5 protein-coding genes and 1 other annotated feature are annotated in these 3,796 nt (G+C 70.6%); all 5 genes read right to left on the bottom strand.

Annotated features, from left to right (window positions below):
- Positions 1 to 29: 29 nt before the first annotated feature.
- Positions 30 to 1,052, bottom strand: a complete 1,023-nt coding sequence (locus D8M29_RS09455; RefSeq protein ID WP_255420500.1) for an MFS transporter — start codon at positions 1,050 to 1,052, stop codon at positions 30 to 32.
- Positions 970 to 2,195 (bottom strand): IS3 family transposase gene (locus D8M29_RS09450; RefSeq protein WP_127435427.1). Its coding sequence is split into 2 segments (ribosomal slippage): positions 970 to 1,922 and positions 1,922 to 2,195, totalling 1,227 coding nucleotides; the frame shifts between segments, so codons are not numbered across the junction. Before D8M29_RS09450 ends, D8M29_RS09455 begins: the two co-directional genes overlap by 83 nt.
- Positions 1,790 to 1,923, bottom strand: a sequence feature (AL1L pseudoknot). (Overlaps the previous gene by 134 nt.)
- 14 nt (positions 2,196 to 2,209) lie before the next feature.
- Complete coding sequence (locus D8M29_RS09445) at positions 2,210 to 2,557, bottom strand: MFS transporter (protein ID WP_238692792.1); 348 nt, start codon at positions 2,555 to 2,557, stop codon at positions 2,210 to 2,212.
- A 103-nt stretch (positions 2,558 to 2,660) separates the two neighbouring features.
- Positions 2,661 to 3,122 (bottom strand): 50S ribosomal protein L9, encoded by a 462-nt coding sequence (gene rplI, locus D8M29_RS09440; protein WP_127435426.1) that lies wholly within the window; start codon positions 3,120 to 3,122, stop codon positions 2,661 to 2,663.
- 28 nt (positions 3,123 to 3,150) lie between these two features.
- A complete protein-coding gene (gene rpsR / locus D8M29_RS09435) occupies positions 3,151 to 3,390 on the bottom strand; it encodes a 30S ribosomal protein S18 (protein ID WP_002857788.1) in 240 nt (79 codons plus the stop codon).
- Positions 3,391 to 3,796 lie beyond the last annotated feature (406 nt).

Genomic DNA, 3,796 nt, shown 5'->3' with positions numbered 1-3,796 from the left:
CACGGGCCCGCCTGAGCGCGCCGCCCGGTTCAGGCCGGGGGCGGGCGCCGGGCGATGGCCCGGCCGCCGTGCACGAGCCGGTAGTAGAGCAGCAGCGCCACCCCGACCCCGCCGGAGAGCAGGTACATCACCGGGATCCCGACGGCGGCCACCACCGCGCCGAGCACCATGGGGCCGAGGCCGGTGCCGAGGTCCAGGAGCAGGAAGAACGTGCCCGTGGCGACGCCGATCTCGGTGGGCCGGACCACCTTGATCGCGATGGTCTGGAACACGCTCACCACGGGCCCGTAGGTCAGCCCCAGCAGGGCGCCGGCCACGAGCATGCCCGCCGGCTCCCGCCACAGCGCCAGCACCGCGTAGGAGACCGCCATCCCCGCGAGGATCGGGTAGACGACGGCGTTGTCCCCGTGCCGGTCGTGCAGCACGCCCAGGACGGCGCGGCCCACGATGGTGCCCGCGGCGAAGAGCAGGAAGAACAGGCTCGGCACCATCGCCGGGTAGCCCTGCTGCTGCGCGAACGTGGCCATGAACGCGAGGATGCCGCCGTACATGAACCCGGAGGCCAGGGCCACGCCCGCCGCCGGCGCCACCTCCGCGGAGAACACGTCCGCCCGGTGCAGCCGGAACCGGCCCGTCAGCGGCGGCTCGGGCACGCGCAGGAACAGGGCGATCAGCAGGGCCATGCCCGTGAAGCCGATGCACGCCCAGAACAGGGCGTCGTAGCCGAGGGTGGTGCTCAGCTGCAGGGCCACCATCGGCCCGACGGCGCCCGCGAGCGTCATCGACGTGGAGAACCAGCCGGTGCCCTCGGAGCGGCGCACGGGCGGGACGATCCGCTGCACGGCCGTGGCCAGCACGGTGCCGGCCGCGCCGAAGCACATGCCGTTGAGCAGGCGTACCGCGGTCAGTGCGGCAAGGGAGTCCGCCCAGAGGTACGCCGCCTGAAGCGCCCTGGGTTTCGTTCCGGGGTCAGGACGCAACGGGCGCTGAATCCTGATCGTGAGTGTAAGCCGCCTCGACCTCCGCTGGGGGGCGGTAGCCGAGGGCTTCATGGAGGCGGGTGGTGTTCCACCAGTGCACCCACCCCATCGTGGCCAGCTCCACCGCCTCGACGGACTCCCAGATCCGCTTGGCATGGATGAGCTCGGCCTTGTAGAGCCCGTTCACGGTCTCGGCTAGGGCGTTGTCGTAGGAGTCGCCCACGGTGCCCACCGAGGCGCTCACCCCAGCGGTGATGAGCGCGTCCGAATACGCCAGAGAGACGTACTGGGAGCCGCGGTCCGAATGGTGCATCAGTCCCTGCCGGCTACGGCTAGCTCCCGTGCTCAACAGGGCGTGCTCCAGGGCCAGCAGCGGCAGCCCGACCGTGTGCAGGCTGCCTGAGACGGCCCACCCGACGATGCGCCGGGAGTAGACGTCGGTGATGAACGCGACGTAGCAGAACCCGCCCAGGATCCTGACGTAGGTGATGTCAGCGACCCACAGCTGGTTCGGGCGCTCCGCGGCGAAGCGGCGCTCGACCATGTCAGGACGAGCATCCGGCTCACCTGCCGGCTTCGTCGTGATCGGCTTGCGGCCAGGCCGCACTCCCTGCAGGCCGGCGGCACGCATGAGGCGGGCTACTTGGTCCCGGCCGATCTCCCCGCCGGCCCGGGCCATCGCGTGGTGCATCTTGCGCACCCCGTAGACGCTGTAGTTCTCCGCATGGATCCGCTTGAGCTCCTCGATGAGGATCGCATCGCGCAGAGCCCGAGCGGACACCGGCCGACTCTTCGCGGCACGATAGCCGCGGGAGGTGATGAACCCACATTCCGTCGTGTTGAGCACACGGCAGATGGCCTCGACCCCGAACTGATCACGGTGTTCGTTGATGAACGCGATCATCTCGTCGTGGGGCGGTCGAGCTCCGCTGCGAAAAAAGCCGAGGCGGCTTTGAGGATCTCGTTCGCTCCCCGGGCTTCAGCAAGCTCGCGCTTGAGGCGCTTGTTCTCCTGCTTCAGATCCTCTCCCGCCGGTGCCTGGGTGATCTCGTGGCCGTGGCGGTTGCACCACATGCGTAGAGTCTCCTCGCCGACGCCGACCTGCGGGGCGATGGCCCGGATCGAGTACGCGCGAGGCCCACCCTCAGCGGCTTGGCGTTCGAGGACCATCCGCACGGCACGCTCACGCAGCTCGGGGCTGAACTTCTTGGGCATGTTCCGATTCTCCTTCAGTTGGATCGGAACGAAACCCAGGGCGCTTCAGCCGTCGTGAGGACGTAGCAGGCCAAGGCGACGAGCAGGACCCGCCGCCGCCCCCACGCGAAGGTGGCGGGCGTCGTCGTCATGCGGGTGAGGACCGCGCCCAGCACGAACGCCCCCACCACGACGCCGGCCTCCGCGTCCGACGCGCCGAAGGACGTGACGGCGTAGAGCGCCATGGCGGTCATGAGCGTGTAGAAGATCATCGCCACGAACAGGTAGGTGGCGCTGACGAGGATGAACGGGCGCGTCCACAGGGGCGGGCGCGGGGCCGCCGTCGAGCCGGCGGGGTCGGAGGACGGTGGGGCGGAGGGCATGACCTCCATGTTCCCCCACGGCACGAGGCCCCGGCCCGCTCGTGAAGAGCGGACCGGGGCCTCGGGTGAGCGTCGCGTACGCGACGGGCTCAGAAGCGGATGATCACTTCTTGGCCTTGGCGGCCACGACCTGCAGCTGGACGGTCGCGATGACGTCCTCGTGCAGGCGGACCTGGGCCTCGTGGTTGCCCACGGACTTGATGTGCGCCGGCAGGGTGATCGAGCGCTTGTCCACGGAGCCGAGGCCGGCGGCCTCGATCGCCTCGGCGACGTCGGCGGTCTGGACGGCGCCGAACAGGCGGCCCTCCGCACCAGCGGTGCGCTCGAGCTTCACGGTGGCGGACTGGAGCTGCGCGGCCTGGGCCTGCGCGTCCTCCAGGCTCGCCGTGGCGCGGGCCGCGCGGGCCTTCTGCAGGGACTCGACCTGCTTCTCCCCGCCCTTGGTCCACACGGTGGCGAAACCGCGCGGGAGCAGGTAGTTGCGGGCGTACCCGTTCTTGACCTCGACCACGTCACCGGAGGTGCCGAGACCGGCCACTTCCTGGGTCAGGATGAGCTTTGCCATCTGGGTGTTCCTTCCTTCGCTCGCTCGATCAGCCGCGGCCGGCGCCGGCGTAGGGCAGCAGGGCCACCTCGCGGGCGTTCTTGACGGCCTGGGCGATCTTGCGCTGCTCCTGGACGGTCACGCCGGTCACGCGACGGGCACGGATCTTCCCGCGGTCGGAGATGAACTTGCGCAGCAGGGCCACGTCCTTGTAGTCGATCTCGGTGATCTTGGCGGCCTTGAGCGGGTTGGACTTCGGTTTGGGCTTGCGGAGTTCAGCCTTCGCCATCGTGGTGCTCCTTCAGAGTTCTCTGGAGCCCGCAGAACGGTTCTGCGGGATGGGATCACGCGGCGTCCCGTACGGGGCACGGGGCCGTGTGCAGTGCGGCCCGGCGGTGCCGGGTCGCGGGTGGGATGGGCCACCGGGGGGCGGCCCTCCGGGCGAGATGCGCCCGGACGGAGAGGTCCGTGGTGTTCCGTGTCCGTCGCGGCCGTGGGGGCCGCGCCCGGTCAATGCAGGATCAGAACGGGGGCTCGTTGGAGGACGGGGTGTCCCATCCGCCGCCACCGCCGCCGGACCAGGGGTCCTGCGGTGCGGCCTGGCCACCGCCCTGCTGCTGGCCGCCCCAGCCGCCGCCCTGCTGGGCGCCGCCGAAGCCGCCGTCGTTGTTCCCCCCGAAGCCGCCGCCGGCCGA

Origin of the sequence: Micrococcus sp. HSID17227, from assembly GCF_003989405.1 — a bacterium.
GTDB classification, from domain to species: Bacteria; Actinomycetota; Actinomycetes; order Actinomycetales; family Micrococcaceae; genus Micrococcus; species Micrococcus luteus.
This window is presented reverse-complemented; position numbering and strand designations above follow the sequence as displayed.

Excerpts from the sequence above, each read along its gene's own strand:
- rplI (WP_127435426.1), bottom strand. The coding sequence starts at position 3,122 with ATGGCAAAGCTCATCCTGACCCAGGAAGTGGCCGGTCTCGGCACCTCC.
- D8M29_RS09445 (WP_238692792.1), bottom strand. The coding sequence starts at position 2,557 with ATGCCCTCCGCCCCACCGTCCTCCGACCCCGCCGGCTCGACGGCGGCC.
- D8M29_RS09455 (WP_255420500.1), bottom strand. The coding sequence starts at position 1,052 with ATGAAGCCCTCGGCTACCGCCCCCCAGCGGAGGTCGAGGCGGCTTACA.
- rpsR (WP_002857788.1), bottom strand. The coding sequence starts at position 3,390 with ATGGCGAAGGCTGAACTCCGCAAGCCCAAACCGAAGTCCAACCCGCTC.